This is a genomic window from Pasteurella oralis, from assembly GCF_002850605.1.
In the GTDB taxonomy this organism is placed as follows: domain Bacteria; phylum Pseudomonadota; class Gammaproteobacteria; order Enterobacterales; family Pasteurellaceae; genus Pasteurella; species Pasteurella oralis.
In genome coordinates, this window is the sequence record NZ_NXGB01000005.1 from 64,445 (window position 1) to 87,283 (window position 22,839).

The window sequence follows — 22,839 nt, forward strand, 5'->3', positions numbered from 1 at the left end:
TTCAAAATTTAGGATAATGAAAAGGCGAACTTTTGTTCTCCTGTTTAATCTTACAACAAATTACTCACAAAAATAACTAAAATAATAAGAGGAACGACAAATTTTACATAGTTGAACCAAATTATTGTGAATGTCGAATTTGGATTTGAAGAGAGTTCTTTTTTGGCATCATCTTTCAGCGCGAAACCAACGAAAATAGCACATCCAAAGGCAGTTAACATAAATAAAATATTACCACTGACGTAGTCAAATGTATCAAAAATACTGTTGCCGAAAATAGTGACATTTTTGAGTAAGTTATCACCAAGAATAGCAGGGATATTGCCGAAAACAAAGATACTACCCAGCGTGAGAATAATTGCTTTGCTGCGGCGCATTTTCAGTTTTTCTTGTAATGCAGTAATAATCACTTCATAGATAGTTAATGAAGTTGTTAAGGCAGCAATAAGTAACAAACTAAAGAAAATGATTGCAAAGATTTTTCCTAGCCATAAATGTGAAAATACAATAGGTAAGCTTTGGAAGACGAGAGTTGGTCCAGAATTTGGGGCAATACCAAAAGTAAAAAGTGAAGGAAAAATCATAAAGCCAGCAAGTACGGCGATAATCGTATTGGTAAAGCCAGTAATAATTGCGGTTTGAATTAAATTTTCTTCTTTGTTTAAGTAGCTTGAAAGTGTAATGAGCACACCAAAACCAAGGCTTAAAGCAAAAAATACTTGCCCTAATACAAAAACGAATAATTGTGGTGTAATTTTAGAGAAGTCTGGTTTGAGATAGAAGATAATACCTTCCATTGCGCCTGGTAACGTAATATTACGAATAACCATACCAATTAAGAAGATAAATAATAATGGCATTAAGTATTTTACAGCGCGTTCAATCCCGCCAATAATTCCTTTAGCGAGAATAAAGTAATTTACAGCAACAAACAATAGAGTATATAACGCAACTTCAATGGGACTGTTACTAATGTGTAAATCGTAAAAATCTTTTGCAATTTCTTTGCTAATCGGTACTGATATATCAAGAGTACCTGTAATTAAATTGATAATATAAGTGATTACCCAACCACCCAGTACCATATAATATGCCATGATACCAAAGGCACCGAGTAAGCCTAAATAGCCTATGATTTTCCAATATTTTGAAATATTGCGTGTTTCTAATTTGTCACCAAAAGCATCAATGGAATTGACACGTAATCGGCGACCAATCACATTTTCTACAAGAATCATTGGAATGCCGATTAGGAGCATAGCTAAACAGAATAAAAACACATAAGCACCGCCACCATTTTCACCGACTAAATAAGGAAAGCGCCAAGTTGCGCCAAAACCGACAGTTGCTCCAGCTACTGTCATAATATAAGTAAGTCGACTAGACCAAGTTTGTCTTTCTTGTTTTGTTGTCATAATTAAATCCAAATTATTAAAAAATTTATTTATTCTCAACTGAGAATGAAAAGATTATCTTTCGTCGTTTTTGTTAGGTATGCAAGTAAGATAACTTTTTGATTTCACTTTTACCTTATTTATTAGTAGTAAATCATAATAAAAGAGGAATTTTATTCCGTTTTTTGCTTAAATTCGCACAAATCCTCAATAATACAGGAACCACAGCGTGGCTTACGTGCAATACAGGTATAGCGTCCATGTAAGATTAACCAATGATGGACATCGACTTTAAATTCATCAGGGACAACTTTAAGTAATTTTTCCTCTACTTTTACAACATCTTTACCTGGTGCAAATCCTGTACGATTAGAAACTCGAAAAATGTGTGTATCGACAGCAATAGTTGGCTGACCAAATGCAGTGTTTAATACCACATTGGCTGTTTTCCTTCCAACACCAGCTAACGCTTCAAGTGCAGTACGATTTTGAGGAATTTCACCATTATGCTTTTCAATTAAATCGCGACAAGTTTTGATGATATTTTCTGCTTTACTGTTATATAGACCAATCGTTTTAATATATTCTTTTAACCCATCAACACCTAAGGCTAAAATGGCTTGCGGTGTATTTGCCACTGGAAAAAGTTTATCCGTTGCTTTATTTACCCCTTTATCTGTTGCTTGGGCAGATAAAATAACCGCAATCAATAGCTCAAAAGGTGAGCTATAATTCAGTTCTGTTGTTGGATGCGGATTTTGATCTCGTAGACGAGTTAAAATCTCAATTCGTTTTTGTTTATTCATTATTTTTTATACTGATCAATAAAATTTTTTATTGCTAAAACAAGCGCTAAACCAATAAATGCGCCGGGGGGGAGAATAGCTAATAAAAAGTGACTATCTAATTGGAATAATTCAATACGTAAACTTTTTGCCCAATCGCCCAATAAGTGTTCTATTCCATCAAATAACGTCCCATTTCCGAGTACTTCACGAATTGCTCCGAGTACTATTAAACTTAAGCACATACCAAATCCCATCGCGAAACCATCGAAGATTGAATGAGAGAGGGAATTTTTGGAAGCAAATGCTTCAGCACGTCCAATCACGATACAATTCGTTACGATAAGAGGAATAAAAATGCCTAAGGATTGGTAAAGTGAATAAGTATAAGCATTCATTAATAATTGGACCATTGTGACAGTAGTCGCAATAATCATGACATAAATTGGAATTCGAATTTCATGAGGAATGTGTTTACGGAATAAAGACACAACAGTATTACTACAAATTAATACTAGCATAGTAGCAAGTCCTAAGCCTAATGCATTAGTAACACTATTTGAAATTGCGAGTAATGGACATAATCCTAATAATTGAACTAGAGTTGAGTTGTTTTTCCATACGCCTTGCCAAAAAATCTCCTGCCAGATCGTATTTGGCTGTTTTTCTGATTGTGCTTTTGGCGTTTCTAAAGAACGTGTATGCTGATCAGAAAGTGCGGTCTGTTTTGGTAAAGTTTCGTTCATTGTCTATTATTCTCTTGATTCAATTCATCTAACATATTTAACGCTGCATTTTTTACTTGATTAACTACTGCGCGTGGCGTGATAGTGGCGCCAGCAAATTGATCAAATTTACCCCCATCTTTTTTTACTGCCCATTCATTTAAGTTATTAGCGTTAATTTGTTGATGAGTAAAACTTAAAATCCAGTTTGAAATGCGAGTTTCAATTTTATCGCCTAGTCCAGGTGTTTCTTGGTGTTCTAGTACGCGCACACCAAGTATTTCGCCAGAGGGCGTTATACCAATAAGTAAACGGATATTGCCTGAATAACCATCAGGTGCGATAGTTTCAATCGCATAGGCTGTTTTTTGCTGATTTTTTGTTGCTACGCAGATATTTTTTATTCGATTAACAATCAACTTTTGACTAGTAGGAACGTAACAGTTTTCACTCAGTACATTATCAAAATATTGCTGTGGGACAACTTGTAACAATAATATGCGTTGTTGTTTATTGATTTCCTCAGCAATTTTATCTTTAGTTAAAAAATATACCCCTGTTGATAATGCAGTGCAAATTAACGCAATAAATGCAAGTAACAAGGCGTAATAAGTTGAAATTTTGATTGTTTTCATCATTATTCCTTATTTACGATAGCCTGCAACACGTGGACGAGTGTAGTGATCAATTAATGGTACACAAATATTGCCTAATAAAACGGCAAATGCGACCCCATCAGGATAATTGCCATGGAAGCGGATAATATAAGTCAACAGACCAACTAATCCACCAAACACTAATTTACCACGTGGTGTAATAGAGGCAGTAACAGGATCTGTCGCAATAAAAAAAGCACCAAACATCATCGCACCGCTAAATAAGTGTGCAATCATTTTCAAATGTTGTGCTGGATAGAGTAATTCAGTGATACCTGCAAAAAATATAAATGTGCTCAACATTGCAATAGGGATTTGCCAGTGAATAATTCGTTTCCAAATCAAGAAAATCCCACCTAACAAAAAGGCTAAATTTATTTGCCACCAACCAATGGCTAGATGTGACGCGAAAATTGGCGAGGCAAGTAAGTGTTGATATTCACCTTCTTTTAGTACTATTTTAGCGCTATCAAGTGGTGTAGCCTGTGTAATTCCATCAACTGAAGTGGTCAATTGATGTAAGCTAAATCCATCTGTACTGAATCCAGTAAAAATAAGATGGTAAGCATCTGCAATTGTTGGCGGCTCATTTAATAAACTAGCAGGAGGAAGCCAAGTTGTCATTTGTAGCGGAAATGAAATAAGCAGTACAACATAACCAACCATTGCTGGGTTAAATAAGTTTTGTCCTAATCCACCGTAAACGTGTTTACCGAGAATTACAGCACAAAATATGCCAATTAAGATTAACCAATAAGGGGCATAAGGTGGGATGGCAACAGCAAGAATAAGTGCGGTTAAAGTGACGCTAAAATCAGAGATATAGCATAACGCTGGTTTTTTGCGTAATAAAGTCACTCCCCATTCTAGCAATAAAGCAAAGCTGATGGCTAAACTGGCTTGAATGAGTACACCAAAACCGAAGTAATATAATTGTGCACAAATTGCAGGTAGCATTGCTAAAATCACCCACAACATAATACGCATTGTGAGCTTACCTGAATGAGTATGTGGGGAGCTTACCATTTTAAACATTTTGGTTTTCTCTTATCTTTATTCTTTATTTTCCTGTGCAGCTTTTTTCGCTTTTGCTCTAGCGATAGCCGCCGCAATTGCTGCTTTACGCGGATCTTGTTCATCGATTGCTATTGTGTCGGCAGAAATCGTAATTTTTTCCACCGCACTTTGTGTCTGTTGTACAGCTTTTTTCGCTTTTGCTCTAGCGATAGCTGCCGCAATTGCTGCTTTACGCGGATCTTGTTCATCGATTACTACTGTGTCGGCAGAAATCGTGATTTTTTCCACCGCACTTTGTGTCTGTTGTGCGGCTTTTTTCGCTTTTGCTCTGGCAACAGCGGCAGTCACAGCAGCTTTTTGGGGATCAATCGTTAATTCAAGTGCGGTTGAATTTTCAGAAGTTTGGTTTTCTTGTGCACTAGTATTATCTTGTGATTTCATGTCTTGTTGACGAGCCAAACGACGCGCTTTGCGTTGTGCCATAATATCGCTATTGTCTGGTAATAATTCACCTTTTTCACTAATAATTGTTTTTACTTTGGCTTTTGTTGTATCACTACTTTCTATCTTTTTCGCTCTCAAACGCTCAAGTGCTGCCTGTACAGGATCAACTCCGTTTTCTGATTTCATTTCTTGACGACGTGCTTCCATCGCTTTTTGTGAACGAGCTTTACGTTCTTGCTCTTCACGTTCTAAACGAGCTTGTCGTGCTTCAAAACGAATTTTAGCGTCTTCTGCCTGTTTAGCTTTTTGTTTAATTTCCCAAATTTTAGCTTTTTCTTGACGGAAGTATTGAATAAGTGGGATATGACTTGGGCAAACATAAGCACATAATCCACATTCTATACAATCTTTTAAAGCATATTGTTCTGATTTTTCGTGATCTTCACTGCGCGCAAACCAATAAAGTTGCTGTGGCATTAAGTTAACTGGGCAAGCGTCTGAACAAGCTGAACAACGGATACAAGATTGTTCTGGTGCTGGTGGAGCATATTCAAAGTGATCTGGAGCTAACAAACAGTTAGTCATTTTAGTCACTGGCGCTTTTAAATCGGGTAGAATAAAGCCCATCATCGGTCCTCCCATAAAAACAGGAAAGCGGGCATCATATTGATAATCGACTTGTTGTAATAATTGGTAAATAGGTGTGCCTAAACGCACCCAATAGTTCCCTTTCTTACGTACTTTATCACCTGTTAAAGTGACAACACGTTCAATTAAGGGTTCATCATCCATTACTGCACGTTTGATTGCAAAAGCAGTCCCGACATTTTGCATAAGTACACCAATACTTGAAGAACGTTGACCACTAGGTACTTCCATCCCTGTCAAGACTTGAATAAGTTGTTTTGCTGCACCAGAAGGGTATTTAGTTGGGATCACACGGATTTCAATATCATTAGCGCCCTGTAGTGCTTGGCGTAATGCTTTAGCTGCCTCTGGCTTGTTATCTTCAATAGCAATAACTACTTTCTCAGGACGTAAAATGTAACGTAGAATACGAGTGCCTTCGATGATTTCCTCTGGGTAATCACGCATCAGCCTATCATCACAAGTGATATAAGGCTCACATTCTGCACCATTAATAATTAATAGTTTGATTTGTTTTTCAGCAGAATGAATTTTGGCTGCAGTAGGAAATACTGCACCGCCTAACCCAGCTATACCTGCTTGGTAAATTTTTTCAATCAGTTGCTCTGGGGTTTGAGCCAAGAAATCGTCAATAGGTTGTTGTTGGCGCCATTGATCTTGACCATCGGCTTCAAGATGTACACAAAGTTCTGTTAAACCAGAAGGATGTGGCGCAACATGGGGTGCAATGGCTGTGATAAAACCAGAGGTTGAAGCATGAACAGGGAGTGTTCGTAAACCATCACCTTGAGTGAGAGGTTGCCCTTTAAACACATAATCTCCGACTTTAACTAATAAATTTCCTTCAGAACCCGCGTGTTGTTTAATTGGAATAGCGAATTTATCGACTAATTTTGCTGGGCGAATTGGTTTATGGTTTGATTGAGATTTACGTTCAGGTGGATGAATTCCGCCTTTAAAGTCCCATAATTTGCCAGAATTAAAACGCGCTAAAATATCCATATTATTCCCCTTTAATCACTTTCTTTTGTGCTGTTGTGGTATCAACAATAGGAATAATAAGTTTCGAATCGAATTTCCAATTCCAATTATCAATATTTTTTTCAACTTTGATCATTGAAATACAATCTGTTGGGCAAGGTGGTACACAAAGTTCGCAGCCAGTGCAGAGATCAGGGATAATCGTATGCATGGCTTTATTGGTGCCAATAATCGCATCGACTGGGCAGGCTTGTATGCATTTAGTACAACCTATGCACATCTCTTCATCAATAAAAGCAACTATTGGTGTTGGATCACCGTCAATATCTGTAGAGGGTGGTTCAACCCCCATTAATTCAGCGATGTTAATAATAACGGTTTGTCCGCCGGGAATACATTTAGTGATATCATCACCATTTGCAATGGCTTCAGCATAGGGCTTACAACCAGGATAACCGCATTGCCCACATTGACTTTGAGGTAATAAGGCATCGATTTTTTCTACAATGGGATCAGCTTCGACTTTAAGCTTTACTGAAGCAAAACCTAAGATTGCACCGAAAATAAGTGCAAGCACAGCAATAGTAATCAGGATTAAATATACTGTTGAAGTCATTATAGTCTCACTAATCCAGTAAAGCCCATAAAAGCTAACGACATTAAACCTGCGGTAATTAATGCAATTGAAGCACCTTTAAATATTGATGGAACATCTGCAGCAGCTAGCCGCTCACGCAATGCAGCAAATAAAACTAAGACTAGACCAAAGCCAAGTGAGGCACCAAACCCATAAATTACTGACTGCGTTAAGTTATGTGCTAAGTTAATATTTAATAGTGCGACACCAAGTACAGCGCAATTAGTGGTAATTAAAGGAAGAAAGATACCTAATAAACGATAAAGAGTTGGGCTGGTTTTGTTGATGACCATTTCAGTAAATTGTACCACAACTGCAATAACTAAGATAAAAACAAGAGTGCGTAGAAAAGTCGCACTTAATGGGTAAAGGATATAGGTGTCAATTAAATAGGCTGAAATAGAAGCAACAGTTAGCACAAACATAGTTGCCAAACTCATACCAATAGCAGTTTCAATTTTTTTTGAAACGCCCATAAAAGGACAGAGCCCTAGAAACTTAACAAGGACGAAGTTGTTAATTAATGCTGTACTAATAATGAGTAGGATATATTCAGTCATAATTCTATTTTATTGGGCTGGTAAAATGATAAGCGCCCTGAATTTAAGAGGCATATTATCGCTATTTATTGTTTTGAGAACAATAAAAAATTTGGGTTAGTCGAAATAATAGACGCATAAGAATCGAACTTTAGAAAAACTGATGGATAGTGTGATATTTCTTTTATAACAAGAAGTTATTTTTAGCGTGATTATTATAATATTTTGTTTGTTTCTCCTTGTTTTTTAAAGAGAAGATTTATTTTATTTATTAATTAAAAGAGCTAAAAATTAGGTGATTCTTTAGACATCAATTAGTAAAATTGTGACATGGATCACAAAATTGAAATGAACTTTTGAAAATTGACTATTTTTTCTATTGAACATCCATTGATTTACCGTGTTATTGTTTTATTTTTATTTAAAATCAATGTGTTAACTTGTTTGAAGAAAGTTCATTTTTATTAAGAAATCTTTATATTTGTGATCTTCCTAACATTTTTAATTTGAATTTATTTATTTGGATTTTAATTAACTTGTTGTTTTGTAATGAAAAAATAAAAATATCAGAATTGAACATTATTTTGACAATATATAGGAGCTTTGTTATCTTGCATTTGCAAAAATTACGAAACTAGCAATAGTTTCAACGTCGATTTTAGGTTGATTAAGTGACTCGTTACTTAATTAAGTTATAAAACTCCAACAACAAGGTAGTGATTTTATGAAAAAGACAATCGTAGCATTAGCAGTAGCGGCTTTAGCTGCAACTTCAGCAAACGCAGCAGTAGTTTATAACCAAGATGGAACCAAAGTAGAAGTAGGTGGTTCTGTTCGTTTACTTTTACAAAAAGAAACTGATAATCGTACCGATTTAAAAGATAAAGGTTCACGTGTTTCTTTCAAAGCAAGCCACGACTTAGGTTCAGGTTTAAGTGCATTAGCTTATACTGAATTACGTTTCAGCGATAAAAACTTTGGTGATAGCATCCATGTTAAACGTCTTTATGCAGGTTTTGGCTATGAAGGTGTTGGTACATTAACATTTGGTAAACAATTAACCATCGGCGATGACATCGGTTTATCAGACTACACTTATAACTTAGGTGGTGTGAATAAGTTAGTTAGTGCTGGTGATAAAGTAATTCACTTTAAATCTGCAGATTTCAATGGCTTTAGCTTCGGTGCAGACTATGTATTTGCACAAGATCCAGCTAAATATGATACAGCTAATAATAAGAAAAATGTTAATAAAAATGCGTATGTATTAGGTGCATTATATAACAGAAAAATGGGTGAATTTGGCTTTGCCGTTGAAGCTGGTTATAGCCAACAAAAAGTAGCAGAAAATGTAAGTAATAAAGCAGTGACTGCGGGTACTGAATTCTCTTATGGACCTTTTGCTGTAGCTTTAGATTATTCACAAGTGAAAAGCTCTAATAAAGCAGAACAAGTGAAATGGCGTGATGGCGTAATGTACAATAAAGTACGTGAATTTGAATTAGGTTTAAAATATCAAATCGTTGAAGCATCTAAAGTTTACGCTGATGTTATTTGGGGTAAAGCAAAAGATGAAACTAGCAATGTTAAATTACGTGGTTATATTGCTGGTGTAGATTATAAATTACACAAACAAGTTGTCACATATTTAGAAGCTGGTACATTCAGATATAAAGAAGATGGTGTGACAGAAAAAGATAATAAAGTTGGTGTAGGTTTACGCGTATTCTTCTAATTATTTGAAGTTATATCATAAAAGCCAGTGACATTCACTGGCTTTTTATTCAATGAATTTTGTTTTGTAATGATATGTAAAGATAACTGTTACAATATTTTAAGGTTGTAACTATTTGCCGTGATTCTTTGCTCTGATATTTGAATAACTGATAATTCTAAAAGGGAGTTTTATATGAAAAAAACAATTATTGCATTAGTCGTGTCAGCATTAGCTACTGCTTCAGCAAATGCAGCAACTATATTTAATCAAGATGGCACAAAAGTTGATTTAAGTGGATCTGTTCGTTTACTTTTACAAAAAGAAACAAATAAGCGTACAGATTTAAAAGATAGTGGTTCACGTGTTACTTTTGATGTCACTCATAACTTAGAGCATGGTTTAACTGCATTAGCTCAAGCTCAACTTCGTTTTAGTGATGTAGGTATTGGCGATAAAATGAAAGTGGCGCGCTTATTTGCAGGGTTTAACTATGAAAAAGTGGGTACATTAACTTTTGGTAAACAGTTAACTATTGGTGATGAAATTGAATTGTCTGATTATACTTATAATTTAGGTAGTGTGAATCAATTGATTACAGAAGGTGATAAAGTTATTCATTTCAAATCAGCTGATTTTAATGGTTTTAGTTTTGGCGCAGACTATGTATTTGATGAATCTCCAGCTAAACAAGAAGCAAATGGTGAGAAAAATATTAATAACTACGGTTATGTATTAGGAGCACTTTACAATAGAACCATAGGTGAATTTGGATTGGGATTTGCTGTTGGATATAGTAGTAAAAAAGTTGGCGATGCAATGCTTGACGTTAATGAAAAAGTATGGACTGTTGGTGGTGAATTATCTTACAAAGAGTTTGCTATTGCGTTAGATTATTCAAGAGCAAAAAGCGGTGATGTTGCAACAATGACTTGGCGTGATCAAAAGCACCCAGCTAATAATCAGATGGATGATGTGTTCAAACGAATTAGTGAAATTGAGTTAGGATTAAAGTACCAATTTATCCCACAATCAAAGATTTATACTGATTTTATTTGGGGTAAAGCGGTTACAACCTATGACAGAACAGTGAGATTACGTGGTTATATTGCTGGTATTGATTACCAGTTAAACAAAAATGTATTGACTTATTTAGAAGGAGGTACATTTAAATTTAAGCCGCAAGATCATCTAGATCCAACAGTAAAAGATAAGAAAATTGGTGTTGGTTTACGTGTGTTTTTCTAATATTTAGCTTCATATAGAGATAAAGCTGATGAGTTTTCATCAGCTTTTTTATTTGACATCTGCTTATTTCTTTGCCAGTATAATTAAAATCGACTTCATATGAAGCTGATTTGGACAACTCTTTAATTATTAATTAAGAGTTAACTTAGTTAATAAAGATTCTGAAAAGGAATAGGCTGTATGAAAAAAACATTAATTACACTAGCAATCACAGCTGTGACAGCGACTTCAGTTAGTGCAGCGACTGTTTACGAACAAGATGGTACTAAAGTGGAAGTTGGTGGCTCAGTACGTCTTGTTTTAGGTAAATTTGGTGATAATCAGCGTGGTGATCTACGTAATGATGATTCACGTTTAGAAGTTAAAGCGAGTCATAATTTAGGAAATGGTTTATCTGCGTTAGGTGGATTAGAAATTCGTTTTGGTCAAGGTGTAGAGAGTACTAGTGATTCAATTGGTAATCCTACTGTTGATAAACTCTATGCAGGATTTACTTATGAACCAATTGGTACATTAACTTTTGGTAAACAGACAACAAATGGTGATGATGTTCAATTAGGTGATTATGCTTACACTTTTGGTGGTAATAATAACTTACCTGAAGATGCGGGTAAATCAGTAAAATTCCGTTCCGCAGAATGGCATGGTTTTAGCTTTGGTGCAGATTACTTATTTGGTAATGCGAAGAAGAAAACACAGTTAGCCGCACAAAGTGATTATAAATATGGTTACGGTGTTGCGGTATTTTATAATCGTGAGTTAATGCAAGATTTAGTATTTAATTTAAATGCTGGTTATTCAGTAGATACTCAGGATAATGGCTACACATATCGCCCAACTGCAACTTCAAATAAACGCAGCATGTGGCGTGTTGCGACTGAAGTATCCTACGGACCAGCAGCGCTTGCAGCGGAATATGGTCAGACACGCTTAGAGTTTCTAGATACTTTTAATTCTAAATCGAAGCATATTTTAGTCGGTGCAAAATATCAAGTAATGGAGCCATCAAAAGTGTATTTGCAATGGCAACGTAATCAAGATATTGATGCTAGTAATAATAAAATCACAGAACAGGTTTATTTAGCTGGTGTTGATTACCAATTCCACAAAAATGTGGTGACTTACGTTGAATATGCCAATGTGCGTTCACGTGATAATATGTACCCAGTCACTAAAGAGAGAGATAATAAATACGGCGTTGGTTTACGCGTATTCTTCTAATCTTTTTACAGTAAAACGAAAAGACCGATTTAATAATCGGTCTTTTTTGTCTAAATATTTGTTCTTAAAATTTTGTAAAAACAGACCGCACTTTTGTTAATGCTTATTGAAATAAAGTATGATGCTTAATAAGCTCGGCTTTAGTTATAGCAAAAACACCTACTCCACCGTTTTTTAGTTCAACCCAGTTAAATACAATTTGTGGATATTGCTCCATAAGATGTACCATACTGTTACCCACTTCGCAAACTAATACACCATTATCTGCTAAATAATCTGGTGCTGCGGCGAGAATACGTTTAGTGATATCTAGTCCATCAATACCCGAGCCTAATGCCATTTCTGGTTCATGCTGAAATTCTTTTGGCATATCAGCTAAGTCTTCCATGTCAACATAAGGTGGGTTCGTCACAATCAGATCATATTGATCTTTGGGTAAATCATTAAATAAGTCTGATTGTATTGGATATACACGATGTAGCATGTTATGACGCTCAATATTGATTTCAGCAACACTTAATGCATCAGCAGAAAGATCAACCGCGTCCACTTCCGCTTGTGGAAATTGTTCTGCACAAGCTATGGCTATGCAGCCACTACCAGTACACATGTCTAGAATACGTTTTGGCTCTGTTGTTAATAAATTGGCGAAGCCAGTTTGGATGAGTGCACTAATTGGCGAACGCGGTATGATAACACGTTCATCAATATAGAAATTTAAACCGCAAAACCATGCTTGCTTAGTAAGATAAGCGACGGGAATGCGCTTTTCAATGCGTTGAATGACAAGGCGCAAGAGGACTTCTTTCTCCGTACGAGTTAAATTAGCTCCATATAGCTCAGCAGGAAAATCAATAGGTAAGTCAAGTGTAGTTAAAATAAGCTGTAATGCTTCATCCCAAGCATTGTCATAACCATGACCATAATAAATATCTGCGCGATTAAATGTGCTGTAAGTCCAGCGTAAGAAATCTTGGATAGAATGTAATTCATGATGTACCTGATCAGAGATAATGGTTTCAATAAGATCTTGGTTATATGTCATAGTATGCCTGTTACTAAAAGAGAAAAGTGGCGTAGTTATACCATATTCAATTAAATTTTGGAAATCGACGCAAATAATAATGTGGTATCATAATAAAATGTTAACAATTAGGCTAAAGTGAGTATGCTAGAACCAGAAGATATTGAGTTATTTCGTACAGTAACTCAAGGTGTGAAAGCCTTAAAACAAGATACTTTTGTTGCACCTCGTCAGAATAAAAAAATAAAGAAATCACCGTTAAAACAAATTCGTGAACAAGAAGATACGTTATTTTATTTTTCTGATGAATATGAACCTCTGTTGAATGAAGAATGTGCGGTGAAATATTTGCGAGAAGGGGAAGATTCCCATTTGTTAAAACAATTGCGGCGAGGTGATTTCTCGCCTGAATTATTTCTCGATTTACACGGGTTAACTCGCGAACAAGCTAAATTGGAATTGGCTAGTTTGATTCAAGCTTGTGAAAACGAACATATTTATTGTGCAAGTGTCATGACAGGTTATGGTTCTTATGTGCTGAAGCGTCAAATTCCACGTTGGTTAGTGCAACATCCTAAAATTCGAGCTTTACATCAGGCACCGAAAGAATGGGGTGGCGATGCAGCAATTTTAATCTTGTTTGATGTCTAATTTCATTTGCTGGAAAGTGCTATAAAGTGACGGCAATATTTGACTAATCATATTAAGTTGTTGAATTGGCACACTAAATTGCGGTTGTAATAAATGTTCACATTGTTGCGCGTTAGCTTGTTTTAAATCCTGTTTAATTCTTTCTTGTAGCTTAGTGAACACCTCAGGTCTGAGCTTTTCAATATGTTCTAATACATAGATAATTTTTTTTGCGATCGGATAAAAACCGGAGAGAAATGCTGTATTTTGTTGTAATTGTTTCATATTACTACGGTATGCACCTAATGCAGAAATATAACTTAACAGTGAATAATTTATTTTGAGTAGCTCAAATCCTTTTCGTAAATGTGCTTGATATTTTTTCGGCTCATTATTCATATTTGATATTGTTGTACTTAACGCTGTTGCATTCTCATGGGCGTGACGGCGCACAATGCGATATTTCAAATTATCCCCTTTACCAAATTGTAACTGGCTAATGATATAAAGTAGATATTTGGCATCACTTTTAATCGCTTGGCGACTGACTTTGTCCAGTTGAAGATATTTCCAATCAGGCCATAAGTAAGACACAGCAAACCAAGCAATCGCCGCACCAATGAAAGTGTCTAGGACACGAGAATACATTGCTTCATGAATATCAAACCCCATGACATCAAAACTGATTAAGACTTGTAACGTGATAAAGAATGTTGAAAAACTGTAATTATTACTTCTAAAGAAGAAAAATAAAGTACTGGTTGTGACGATTAATCCCAACTGTAATTCCAGAGTCGGATTAATATAAGGTAATAATGAGCCAATGATGACACCTAAAATTGTACCAATGATACGTTGTCTTAAACGCATTTTCGTCGCAGAGTAATTTGGTTGGCAAACAAAAACTGAAGTTAATAAGATCCAGTAACCTCGATCGAGTTGGAAGAATTCTACTATAGCGCAAGAGGTGAATACGACGATAGATAATCGTACAGCGTGACGGAATAATTGTGAATTAAAGTGGCAGTGACTTTTAATTGTATAGAGAATATTACTGAGTCCACGTATCTGTTCTGTATGAATTTGTGCTGTCGCAGAACGTTCATTTTGGTTAGATTCTTGATCTAAATGACTTAATTGCCATTCTACGGCTTGTAAACTTTCGATCAATGTTTTAAGGTTGAGTAAAATTTGTTCATTTTCAAGATGGGTTTGTGCATAAAATTCGAAAGATTGATTGAGTCCTAAAATCGCTTTCTCAACTTTATTGTTATAGTTATATTCTTTGTTTTGTTGCAAACTTAAACCAATTTCACGGCAAGCTTGCGCTTGCAATTCAAACAAGCGTTGGATACGAAAGATAAGATCGGTATTTTTCAGTTGTTCTGCAATAGCTTGATAATTGAACAAACTGGAATTAGCGCGTTCATGAATATCTTGTGCAGCAAAATAATAGCGAATCATTTTTGTGGTTCGACTATGGCGGTGTTGACCACGGATACGATAAAACAGAGCGGTACGTGCTGAATTAAATGCTTCAACTAATGTACTATCCTTCATGGCTAAGTTGACTTCTTTATTACCTAATTGCTCTATATCATCAGGATCGAAAAATAGCGCTTTGGCATCTAAATATTCGCCTAAAGCAAGAAAGGATTTTGCCATACTTTCTTGTACTGGACGATTAGGAAAAAACAGATGAACAATTAATGTGGTTATGCTATAGAGCAGAGTACCACATAAAATCATGATTGGATTGATGAACCAAATCGTATCAGGCGTGTAAGATAAGGTGGTGTACAAGGCGATAACAAGTGTGCCAAATGCAATTGTACTATAGCGTTGACCAATTGCTCCAACCATGGTGAAAAGAAAAGTAATAGCTGTCATTAGCAACGTAAATTGAAAACCATTACCAATACTGATTTGAACAACGAGTGAAGAAATAGAGAAAGCAATAAGTGTATAAAATACATTTTTAAGCCGACCAGTTAAGCGGTTATCAAGATCAACTAAACCACCTGCGATAATCCCTAAGATCAATGGCATGCTTTGTTGTGAAATATTAAATAACCAAATAGCAAAGGCTGCGATATTAACCGCAATAAAAATAGGGATTGTGGCAATTACTTTTGCATTCAGCCAGTTGTTCATTCAAGTCCTTTCGCTTATTTGTAATGGTTATTGTAATGTTGCTGTGCTGCTTGTTGTCTTGCAATTTCAGCAACTTCTTTGGAGACCACGCGTTGTCCAACAGGCAACAAAGCAATACCGGCTAATTTAAAGTTAGCAAGTCCGACAGGGATACCGATAATAGTTAAGCATTGTGCAATGCCAGAAAAAATATGACACAAACAAAGCCACCAACCAAAAAAGATAAACCAGAAGATGTTTAGCACAGTGCCTAAAGAGTTACCAATTGCGCTGGTTGGCTCAAGATATTTCACATGAATAATATCATTGCCAAAAGGCATTAATGACATTTTACTGATTTCCCAACAGCTTCTTGTATAAGGCAATGTAATAATAAGAATTGCGCTGACCGCGGTAGCGAGTAACCAACCTAATGTTGTGACAAAGCCACCGAGTACAAAGTTAAGAATATTTAAAATTAATGCCATTGTGATTTACCCTCCAAACGTAAATTGAAATAAACACTAAAAGATAGCATTATACAGATAGGCTACTATCAAGCTACATTATAATGATTTAGTTAAATTTTACAAAAACAGACCGCACTTTGAGAGTGACATCTCTATGTTACTCCAAATTGAGAGGGAAATGGCGTTTAAAAAAGTGGATAGTGAGCAGCATGATTATGCTTATCAGAGGAATAAAATTTGCTCTGTTTGTTTTGTTATTTGCTCTGATAATGTCATTAATGATTTTCTGTTATTCAGTTTAAAACATAAAAAAGCCGTCTATAGACGGCTTTGGCTTATATAAATGTCGTTTAAAATTTAATACCAAAAGATAGACGTAATGCGTCATTTTTGTATGAATTATGGACATATTTAGTATGCTGTGGACGATAATCAGATTGGTAAGTAATTGCTGAGTTTGTATGGTAATATCCGAGTTCAGCTAAGAAAGATTGATATTCAATTCCAATAGCTAAGCCTAAATAAAGACCATTTTTAGCCTTCATATGAACAGGTGCTTTAAATTCTGGTTGTACTATATCTTTTCCTTTATAAGAACGGATAGCATATGACGTATTACGTATTTTGTTAAATGAATACCCCAAATCGCTTTTATAGTAAATTTTTGCATTATCATTAATAGCAAAGTTGTGCTTAAGGGTCAAATACAGCGGAATAGAAGAGTAACGATTTATTTTATATGTTTCTCTCTCAATTATGCCACCAGGCTCATTAATAGAAGCAGAATGGTCAAAACCTTTACGTTTTATATAACCTGTACCCAAACCAACTTCAAGTTGTGGCAAAACATTATAAGTTGTTTCTAAAAAAATACTTGGCGAAAATGTATTTTTCTTAGTACTTGCAGAAGTCGGAAAGTCTATATTTTCTAGCCGCACTCTCATTGTTTCAAAACGAGAAGTTAAATCAATTCCTGCTTTGCCATAAAAATTAAACTCACTAGTTTGGGCGGTGGCTAAAACAGAGACAAGTGATAAGGTTTTCAAAATGAATAACTTAGATTTCATAATAACGTTCCATGTAAAAAGATAATAACAATAATGATGTAGCAGGTAATCCTACTCGTTTCACATTTTAATTATTGGATGGTTAAGAGTAAAGCATATTATAGATAAAACTGAAGTATTAACTTCATGCAATACAAGATAACACAAGCCTAAGAAATAGAACTGGCGAGGCTCAATCGATGTAATAATAAACTCCTATCGTGTATAAGCAACGGTTTTTTGAGTTATTTGAGGATATTTAGTCGAAAAGACATAGGTCCAAAAGCATGTATTTGTTGGAATGATTGTATTTTTGAGGGCAGTAAAGATAGCAATTGTAGAAATTGACTACAGCTACTTTTCTACAAGTTAAGTTAAACTGATTTTCTACCCTTTTATGGTAAGTAGAGGGGCGTTTATTTTAAGCGCGCTTTTAAATAGCCATCGTAGTCTGGAATTCGCACTTCAGTAACTTGATTAAAACATGGTGAGGTGACTAGGAAATCGGCAGTCGCCATATTCATTGCAACAGGAATATTCCAAACAGTTGCAATGCGCATCAGTGCTTTAACATCAGGATCATGGGGTACCGCATTCATTGGATCCCAAAAGAAAATCAGTAAATCAATTTTCTTTTCTGCAATTAACCCACCTAATTGTTGGTCTCCTCCCATAGGGCCACTGAGTAAGCTTTCAATCTGTAAGTTTGTTTCATTATGGATCAAATTTCCAGTGGTACCCGTAGCATATAAGGTGTGCTGCGATAGTAAAGTGCGGTGAGTTTTACACCAATTTATCAGATCCTGTTTGCAGTGATCATGTGCGACAAGGGCGATGTGTTTATGCGCGGATAGGGTACGATAAGTGCTTTGCATGACGCCTCCTAGATTAAATAAAGAAAAAGTGAGCTGACAAGCTCACTTTTTAAAACAGTTATTGATTATTTTTGGTTTTTTGCCCAATTTAAGAAACGTTTTTGTGTTTCTTTATCAGCTTGTTGATACCAATATTGCAACATTTGTTCTGCAACATTTTCACCTTGTACTGTTATCTTACCTTTTTGTGCTTTTCCAAATCCAGGAATTGCTGCAGGCATAGTTGTACTAGCTAAAGAAGCAACTGCTGCTGGAGCACCTGATGAGTTATATTCAGATAAGTTTTCAACTAAGTTAACACCTGGCAAGAAACCTTCTTGCTTGAGATATTCTTGTTTAGTGGCAACTTCTAAACCAGAAACTGTTTTTACAGTAATTTTAGGCGATTTTTTAAAAGTATTCGCCTCTCTTTCTGTTTCTAAACGAGGGGCTGAAATAATGATATCATCAGCTGTACCTTGGAACGTAACAACGATAGGATCAGATTCAAATAATGTGCGGTCAGAACCAGAACGAATAATTTCAGAAACACGAACAACGACTTGGTGAGTCTGCGTATCACTGATATTAAAAGAGCGTGTTTCTTTTAGCAGTGATTTACCTGGTTTTTGTCCATCAACAGCAAGGAAATCAATATTTGATGAACTTGTCACGACACCTGCAAAGCTCGCTGTGCTAGTTAATAGAGCTGCGGTTGCTAATGCAGCGAAACGAAATTTCATATTTGCTCCTATCTTGGTAAGGAAAAGAATTTTTAAAATTGAAACACTTTATTAACTAAAGTGTTAGAGTGTATGCTATTCGATATTTGCACAAATTAAAATAGCAAAGTCTATTTTTGTTGAAAAAAATGTGATGTTGTTAAAACTTTTAACAACAGGTCCTATCAGGAGGTAAAAATGTTGAAAAAGCAATTTTTTGTGCATGGCGTCGTACAAGGCGTTGGTTTTCGTTATTTTACTTGGCAGGAAGCAACTAAAATTGGCATTAAAGGCTATGTTCGCAATCGCAAAGATGGAAGTGTTGAGGTCGTAGCATTCGGGTCACAACCACAACTTCAACAGCTATATCATTGGCTAAAACAAGGTCCTCGAACTGCACGAGTAGAATATGTGTCTGAGCAAGATTATATGGCAGACGATGAGTTTCAAGATTTTTCATTACGATATTAATTTAGGTCAGGGGATGTAGTTTAAATTTTTGATAAATCAAGGCAAGCATAAAGCAAACTGCCTGTAATAAAATAATACAAGGTCCAGTTGCTGCATCAATATGATAACTCATGATTGTACCTAATATACTTGTTACTACTGATATGCAAATTGCAATGGCTAGCATGTAATCAAAACGCTTACTCAGAATAAAAGCAGTGATACCGGGCGAAATTAACATCGCAACAACAAGAATAACCCCCACGACTTGCATTGCAGTAATGATAGTAAGCGCTAATAAAATGAGCAAACTATAATGTAAAAGTTTGGGCGATAATCCAGCCACGCGAGTGTGGCTTGGATCAAAGCAATAAAGTAAGAAATCACGACGTTTTAACATTAATGTCATGAAAATGATGACAGAGATGAGAAATGTATGTAGCAATTCTGTATTACTTACACCGAGTAAATTGCCAAATAGAATATGAGATAAATGCTGTTCTGTTTCCACTTTAGTAAATAATACAATACCAAAAGCAAACATGCCTGAGAACACTATACCCATTACAGTATCTTCTTTGATTCGGCTATTTTCTTTTAAATATCCTACACTTAGTGCACAAAAAATACCTGCTCCAAATGCACCAATAGAAAGTGGTAGTCCTAGCATAAAAGCAATAACAATACCGGGTAATACAGCATGTGAAATGGCATCGCCCATCAAAGACCAACCTTTTAGAACGAGATAACAAGAAAGCACTGCACAAATAATGGCGACAATGAGTGCAGTTAGCAATGCATTTTGCATAAAGGGGTAAGTGAATGGTTCTATGAACCATTGAATCAGATCAGCCATTTTTCGTCTCCATTTCTACAATATTTTTGACCGCACTTTTACGTCGAAACACGCCATATTTAGGAGAAAAGAAGAAAGCGAGTAAAAAAATGACTGTTTGTAAACAAACAATAAGTCCGCCTGTTGCGCCATCTAAGAAATAGCTAATGTAAACGCCTAAAGCACTAGTACTAACACCTAAACTTGTTGCAGTGATAGCAAGTGTACGGAATCGATCTGTTAATAAATAAGCTGTTGCCCCTGGTGTAATGACCATTGCAATGACTAAAACTGCGCCAACAGTTTGGAGCGCAGCAACGACACAAGCACTTAGCAAGGTAAAGAAAAGCACTTTGTAGCGTAGTGGTGATAAGCCAACTGAAGTCGCATGGGTTTCATCAAAGAAAACCAGTAAAAGATCTTTCCAAAAAATGAGGAGTAAACTTAATGTAATACCAATAATAATAGTGACTTGAGTGACATCTTCGTCTGCAATACCTAGAATATTACCTAAAATGATATCTTGCACATTAATCGAAGTTGGATTCAAAGAGATAATCAATAGCCCTAATGCAAAGAATGTTGTAAAAATAAAACCAATAACAGCATCTTCACGTAATTTAGTAATAGACTTGATCCAGAGAATGGACAGGGCAGCCAGTATTCCAGAAAAAAATGCCCCTAACGCGTAGGGTAAAGAAAGTGCATAAGCAATTGCCACTCCAGGGACAACAGAATGAGAAAGTGCATCGCCAATCAAAGACCAACCTTTTAACATTAAGTAAGAAGATAAAAATGCACAAACTCCACCTACAGCAGCAGACAGGATAATGGCTTTCGTCATGTAGTTATATTGAAAAGGTTCGAGCAACAAGTCCCACATTATTTATCGCCTTTTTGTTCTGGATTTTTAGTAATAGGCGCTGGTGGGTCGTTTTTAGTCTCACCATAGAATACTGCTGGCAACTCATCATCACTCAATACAGTAACAGAGCGGCTATCTTCATCATCATGAATATCTTTGCCGAGCAATTTAATATGTCTTAATACACCACCAAAAACCAGTTCAAGGTTTTTCTGTGTAAAAGTAGTTTCTGTTTTTCCTGTTGCCAGTACAGTACGATTGATCATGACAACTTGATCGCAAAAATCAGGAATCGTCCCTAAGTTATGCGTTGAAATCAGGATAAGATGTCCTTCACTGCGTAATTGATCCAATAGATCCATAATGGCATTTTCAGTTTTAACATCAACACCAGTAAATGGTTCATCTAATAGAATAATTTTACTTTGTTGTGCGAGTGCACGCGCTAAAAAAACACGTTTTTTTTGCCCACCAGACAGTTCACCAATTTGGCGATGTGCAAGATGTTCAATATTGACTCTTTGCATGGCTTGTTTGACTTTTTGTTTATCTATTTCTGTTGGAATTCGTAGAAAGTTCATATAGCCATAGCGTCCCATCATGATCACGTCGTAAACAGAAACAGGAAATTGCCAATCAACATCTTCTGATTGTGGTACATAAGAAACTAGATTTTGTTTGAGAGCAGATGAAATTGGTAAACCACATAGCTTAATTTCGCCTTGTTGTGGCCTTACCAATCCCATCAAGCTTTTGAACAGTGTGGATTTGCCACTACCATTAACTCCTACCAAAGCGCAAGTTGTTCCGCCGACTAAATGAAATGTCATGTCGTAAATTGCAGTATGTCCGTTATTATAGCGAACAGTGACATCATTTACTGAAATTGATGCAAGGGTAGGAGAGGGCATTATTTTTCAAATCCTTTAACAATAGTTGAAACTGTAGTATTTAATAAATCAATATAAGTTGGTACAGGACCTTTGACAGTAGAAAGTGAGTCTACATATAACACACCACCATATTTGGCGCCCGTTTCTTTTGCAACTTGTTTCGCGGGCTTATCAGAAATTGTACTTTCACTAAATACAACAGGAATATTATTTTTTCTTACAGTTTCAATAACATGGCGGACTTGCTGTGGTGTGCCTTGCTCTTCAGCATTGATTGGCCATAAGTATGCTTCGCGGAAACCATAATCTTGTGCTAAGTAACTGAAAGCGCCTTCACTGGTGACTAACCAACGTTGCTGCTGAGGAATTTGTGCTAGTTTTTCGCGTAACGGTTGATCTAACAACTTGATTTTATTCGCATAATTTTCTGCATTTTTTATATATACTTCCGCATGTTGTGGATCATATTTTACTAATGCATTTTTGATATTTTCGATATAAATCAGTGCATTTGAAGTCGACATCCAAGCATGTGGATTTGGCGCATCTTTGTATGGACCTTCATAGATTGAAATTGGGGTAATGCCTTCAGTGACGATAACAGCAGGTTTTTGTTCAATGTTTTGGAAAAAACGTTCAAACCAACGCTCTAAATTTAATCCATTCCATAAAATTAAATCTGCGGATTGTGCTTTTACAATATCTTTTGGTGTGGGTTCATAATCATGAATTTCCGCGCCAGGTTTTGTGATAGATTCGACAATCGCAGCGTCACCAGCAACATTCTGAGCAATATCTTGAATAACTGTAAAAGTCGTGATGACTTTGAATTTTGCATAGGCTGGTGATGTGAATATTCCATACATAATAGCACTGAGGATAACGACTAATTTACGCATATTTTCTCC

At 35.8% G+C, this 22,839-nt stretch carries 23 protein-coding genes; 5 read left to right on the forward strand and 18 right to left on the reverse strand.

The window, feature by feature from the left end; all coding sequences use genetic code 11:
* Positions 1–50: 50 nt before the first annotated feature.
* The 8 genes from C0975_RS07590 to rsxA form a co-directional block, all read right to left on the reverse strand.
* Positions 51–1,415, reverse strand: a complete 1,365-nt coding sequence (locus C0975_RS07590; RefSeq protein ID WP_379097852.1) for a sodium-dependent transporter — start codon at positions 1,413–1,415, stop codon at positions 51–53.
* A 152-nt stretch (positions 1,416–1,567) separates the two neighbouring features.
* Positions 1,568–2,200, reverse strand: a complete 633-nt coding sequence (gene nth / locus C0975_RS07595) for an endonuclease III (protein ID WP_101775795.1) — start codon at positions 2,198–2,200, stop codon at positions 1,568–1,570.
* Positions 2,200–2,925: an electron transport complex subunit E gene (locus tag C0975_RS07600; protein WP_101775796.1), complete on the reverse strand. Its 726-nt coding sequence runs from the start codon at positions 2,923–2,925 to the stop codon at positions 2,200–2,202. Before C0975_RS07600 ends, nth begins: the two co-directional genes overlap by 1 nt.
* Positions 2,922–3,539 (reverse strand): electron transport complex subunit RsxG, encoded by a 618-nt coding sequence (gene rsxG, locus C0975_RS07605; protein ID WP_101775797.1) that lies wholly within the window; start codon positions 3,537–3,539, stop codon positions 2,922–2,924. Before rsxG ends, C0975_RS07600 begins: the two co-directional genes overlap by 4 nt.
* A gap of 9 nt (positions 3,540–3,548) precedes the next feature.
* Positions 3,549–4,595 carry an electron transport complex subunit RsxD gene (gene rsxD / locus C0975_RS07610; RefSeq protein WP_101775798.1) on the reverse strand — a complete coding sequence of 349 codons (1,047 nt, stop codon included), beginning with the start codon at positions 4,593–4,595 and terminating at the stop codon, positions 3,549–3,551.
* 18 nt (positions 4,596–4,613) lie between these two features.
* Positions 4,614–6,671: an electron transport complex subunit RsxC gene (rsxC, locus tag C0975_RS07615; protein WP_101775799.1), complete on the reverse strand. Its 2,058-nt coding sequence runs from the start codon at positions 6,669–6,671 to the stop codon at positions 4,614–4,616.
* A gap of 1 nt (position 6,672) precedes the next feature.
* Positions 6,673–7,269, reverse strand: coding sequence for an electron transport complex subunit RsxB (rsxB, locus tag C0975_RS07620; protein ID WP_101775800.1), 597 nt, complete (start codon positions 7,267–7,269; stop codon positions 6,673–6,675).
* A complete protein-coding gene (gene rsxA, locus C0975_RS07625; protein WP_101775801.1) occupies positions 7,266–7,847 on the reverse strand; it encodes an electron transport complex subunit RsxA in 582 nt (193 codons plus the stop codon). The genes rsxB and rsxA overlap by 4 nt, the downstream gene beginning before the upstream one ends.
* A 703-nt stretch (positions 7,848–8,550) precedes the next feature.
* Here rsxA and C0975_RS07630 point away from each other — a divergent pair.
* The 3 genes from C0975_RS07630 (at position 8,551) to C0975_RS07640 (ending at position 12,009) form a co-directional block, all read left to right on the forward strand.
* On the forward strand, positions 8,551–9,561 hold the full coding sequence (locus C0975_RS07630; protein WP_101775802.1) for a porin: 1,011 nt from the start codon (positions 8,551–8,553) through the stop codon (positions 9,559–9,561).
* A gap of 174 nt (positions 9,562–9,735) precedes the next feature.
* Positions 9,736–10,788 (forward strand): porin, encoded by a 1,053-nt coding sequence (locus C0975_RS07635; protein ID WP_101775803.1) that lies wholly within the window; start codon positions 9,736–9,738, stop codon positions 10,786–10,788.
* A 180-nt stretch (positions 10,789–10,968) separates the two neighbouring features.
* Positions 10,969–12,009, forward strand: a complete 1,041-nt coding sequence (locus tag C0975_RS07640) for a porin (RefSeq protein ID WP_101775804.1) — start codon at positions 10,969–10,971, stop codon at positions 12,007–12,009.
* A 103-nt stretch (positions 12,010–12,112) separates the two neighbouring features.
* Here C0975_RS07640 and prmB read toward each other — a convergent pair whose 3' ends face one another.
* Complete coding sequence (gene prmB / locus C0975_RS07645) at positions 12,113–13,054, reverse strand: 50S ribosomal protein L3 N(5)-glutamine methyltransferase (RefSeq protein WP_101775805.1); 942 nt, start codon at positions 13,052–13,054, stop codon at positions 12,113–12,115.
* 123 nt (positions 13,055–13,177) lie between these two features.
* Here prmB and smrB point away from each other — a divergent pair, with 123 nt between their 5' ends.
* On the forward strand, positions 13,178–13,684 hold the full coding sequence (smrB, locus tag C0975_RS07650; protein WP_101775806.1) for an endonuclease SmrB: 507 nt from the start codon (positions 13,178–13,180) through the stop codon (positions 13,682–13,684).
* Here smrB and yccS read toward each other — a convergent pair.
* The 5 genes from yccS to C0975_RS07675 all read right to left on the reverse strand — a co-directional run bounded on the left by yccS (position 13,664) and on the right by C0975_RS07675 (position 18,909).
* On the reverse strand, positions 13,664–15,817 hold the full coding sequence (gene yccS, locus C0975_RS07655; RefSeq protein ID WP_101775807.1) for a YccS family putative transporter: 2,154 nt from the start codon (positions 15,815–15,817) through the stop codon (positions 13,664–13,666). The genes smrB and yccS overlap by 21 nt on opposite strands.
* A gap of 14 nt (positions 15,818–15,831) precedes the next feature.
* Positions 15,832–16,284, reverse strand: coding sequence for a YccF domain-containing protein (locus C0975_RS07660; RefSeq protein ID WP_101775808.1), 453 nt, complete (start codon positions 16,282–16,284; stop codon positions 15,832–15,834).
* Between the two features lie 332 nt (positions 16,285–16,616).
* On the reverse strand, positions 16,617–17,333 hold the full coding sequence (locus C0975_RS07665; RefSeq protein WP_101775809.1) for a porin family protein: 717 nt from the start codon (positions 17,331–17,333) through the stop codon (positions 16,617–16,619).
* Positions 17,334–17,728: 395 nt separating this feature from the next.
* Positions 17,729–18,187, reverse strand: a complete 459-nt coding sequence (gene mgsA / locus C0975_RS07670) for a methylglyoxal synthase (protein ID WP_101775810.1) — start codon at positions 18,185–18,187, stop codon at positions 17,729–17,731.
* Positions 18,188–18,252: 65 nt separating this feature from the next.
* On the reverse strand, positions 18,253–18,909 hold the full coding sequence (locus C0975_RS07675; protein WP_101775811.1) for a curli polymerization inhibitor CsgI-related protein: 657 nt from the start codon (positions 18,907–18,909) through the stop codon (positions 18,253–18,255).
* Between the two features lie 177 nt (positions 18,910–19,086).
* On the opposite strand from C0975_RS07675, the gene C0975_RS07680 reads away from it, so the two are divergent.
* A complete protein-coding gene (locus tag C0975_RS07680) occupies positions 19,087–19,359 on the forward strand; it encodes an acylphosphatase (RefSeq protein WP_101775812.1) in 273 nt (90 codons plus the stop codon).
* A 1-nt stretch (position 19,360) separates the two neighbouring features.
* Here the strand turns inward: C0975_RS07680 and C0975_RS07685 are convergent, their stop codons facing one another.
* The 4 genes from C0975_RS07685 to C0975_RS07700 are packed head-to-tail and all read right to left on the reverse strand — an operon-like array spanning position 19,361 to position 22,830.
* Positions 19,361–20,194: a metal ABC transporter permease gene (locus C0975_RS07685; RefSeq protein WP_101775813.1), complete on the reverse strand. Its 834-nt coding sequence runs from the start codon at positions 20,192–20,194 to the stop codon at positions 19,361–19,363.
* Positions 20,187–21,056: a metal ABC transporter permease gene (locus tag C0975_RS07690; protein WP_101775814.1), complete on the reverse strand. Its 870-nt coding sequence runs from the start codon at positions 21,054–21,056 to the stop codon at positions 20,187–20,189. The genes C0975_RS07685 and C0975_RS07690 overlap by 8 nt, the downstream gene beginning before the upstream one ends.
* A complete protein-coding gene (locus C0975_RS07695; protein WP_101775815.1) occupies positions 21,056–21,949 on the reverse strand; it encodes an ATP-binding cassette domain-containing protein in 894 nt (297 codons plus the stop codon). Before C0975_RS07695 ends, C0975_RS07690 begins: the two co-directional genes overlap by 1 nt.
* Positions 21,949–22,830 (reverse strand): metal ABC transporter substrate-binding protein, encoded by an 882-nt coding sequence (locus tag C0975_RS07700; protein ID WP_101775816.1) that lies wholly within the window; start codon positions 22,828–22,830, stop codon positions 21,949–21,951. The genes C0975_RS07695 and C0975_RS07700 overlap by 1 nt, the downstream gene beginning before the upstream one ends.
* Positions 22,831–22,839 lie beyond the last annotated feature (9 nt).